Here is a 1,635-nt window from a genome sequence, read left to right as displayed (position 1 = left end):
CGTCTCTACAACCACGTTGTTGCCCATCATGTAGGTCATCACTTGGGTCTTGTGCCCCAGTAGCCGCATCATCGGTGTCGGATCCAAGGACCAAAACCGGGCAAACGTGTGCGGTGTGTGTTCTGCGGTGTAGCGCACCACTTCGTCCAGGTCGCCCTTTTCCAGCAGGGCCCTCAGCTCATCTGACCCGATATCGGGAACAAGTGTCTCGTAGCGCCGGCACAGATCATCGAAGCCGCTATCGGAGTCGATCACCAGGCGATTGACCTGGTGGGCGACGACGCGGGTGCCGGCGGGGCCGGTAGCAGGCGGCGTCACGGAGTCCCTCCTATTTTTCCCATCGGATTGCCTTTCCTAAACAGGGGTGGGTACATGAGCATGAATCTAAACTATGTAGATAACTTTTTCAAGTCTAAGTTTGATAAAAACGTTCTCGCTGGTAGTATGGCTCTTATGGCGGGCCGCAAGAGCTACAACCAGAACTGCCCGATCGCCAAGGGGCTCGACATCCTCGGTGAGCGGTGGACGTTGCTGATCCTGCGTGAGCTGCTCGCCGGACCGCGCCGCTACAGCGATCTGCGCGCCGAACTGCCAGGTATTGCGACCAACCTGCTGGCCGAGCGACTCAAGGAATTAGAAAAAGCGGGGCTGGTGGATCGGGCCGAGCTACCGCCGCCGATTGCCCGCACCGTTTACACGCTCAGCGACGCCGGCTGGCAGCGGACGCTACCTATCCTGCAGAGCCTTGCCCGGTTCGGCCTGGATCGGCTTGACTCGATCGACGGTGGCCCCGTCTCGCCACTGACTGGATTTCTCGCGTTAATCGTGGTCCCCTTCAACCCGATCAAAGCCGCTGGGATGACTGCGGCTTACCGTATCGAGATCGACGGCCGGCGTTTCGAATTCGCTCTTGATCAGGGCCGTTTGGCGGCGGCTCGTGGCGAACCCGACGTGACGGTTAGCGCCAGCGCCGCGGATCTCGCCACCGCGCGCCTCGGCTCCACCGAAGCCAAACGCAAGGCGGCGCTGCGGCGAATCAAATTCCACGGTGAACCCGACGCCGTTGACGCCCTACGCGAGGCGTTTTCGCTGTAGACGTGTCATGGGGCGTGCGCCAGCACCTCGTCCACCGACCATTGGTCGTTGGCATGTGTGCCGTGCTTGCATGCGATTACCCGACCGTCTGTGCCGATGAGAAAGTCGGCGGGCAGGCCCAGACGGCCGCCGGTCGGGTGCAGGTTGGTTATTGGCTTGTCACCCCGCGTGCCGGTGATGCTTTGCCGCACCACCGAAACCACCGTCGGCGCCACTGCGCGGGGGTCGAGCACCGCCCGCGGTGAGGAGCCAACTCCAAATTCCGCGTACAGCGCCTTGTCCGGGTCGCCGACCACCGCGAACGGGAGATCGTCAACATAGCGGCGCAACTCCTCGTCGGTTGAGTGGAACACGACGACCTCGTGGATACCGGCGCCTGCGATTTCGTCGTGGCGCCGCACGATCGACTGCAGGTGAATATTGCAGATGGGGCAGCCGGCGAACCGCCGGAACTGCAGATGAACGAGACGATCGGGATCGGGGAGGGCGACCGCTTCGCCGGAAACGCTGACCAACTGATGCGGGGCGATGAGGCTTCCG

General features: G+C 62.3%; 2 protein-coding genes and 1 pseudogene. 1 reads left to right on the top strand and 2 read right to left on the bottom strand.

The features are described from left to right. Window positions 1–318: pseudogene (locus tag WBF82_RS07430) on the bottom strand (hypothetical protein); the annotation flags it as partial. A gap of 135 nt (window positions 319–453) precedes the next feature. Here WBF82_RS07430 and WBF82_RS07425 point away from each other — a divergent pair. Next, entirely contained in the window at window positions 454–1,095 is a 642-nt protein-coding gene (locus WBF82_RS07425) for a winged helix-turn-helix transcriptional regulator (RefSeq protein ID WP_424382412.1), read from the top strand. Window positions 1,096–1,100: 5 nt separating this feature from the next. Here the strand turns inward: WBF82_RS07425 and WBF82_RS07420 are convergent, their stop codons facing one another. Then, window positions 1,101–1,625: a peroxiredoxin-like family protein gene (locus WBF82_RS07420; RefSeq protein WP_424382413.1), complete on the bottom strand. Its 525-nt coding sequence runs from the start codon at window positions 1,623–1,625 to the stop codon at window positions 1,101–1,103. Window positions 1,626–1,635 lie beyond the last annotated feature (10 nt).

The sequence above is a fragment of the Mycobacterium sp. genome (assembly GCF_049673265.1).
Taxonomy (GTDB): Bacteria; Actinomycetota; Actinomycetes; order Mycobacteriales; family Mycobacteriaceae; genus Mycobacterium.
This window is presented reverse-complemented; position numbering and strand designations above follow the sequence as displayed.

Excerpts from the sequence above, each read along its gene's own strand:
- WBF82_RS07425 (WP_424382412.1), top strand. The coding sequence starts at position 454 with ATGGCGGGCCGCAAGAGCTACAACCAGAACTGCCCGATCGCCAAGGGG.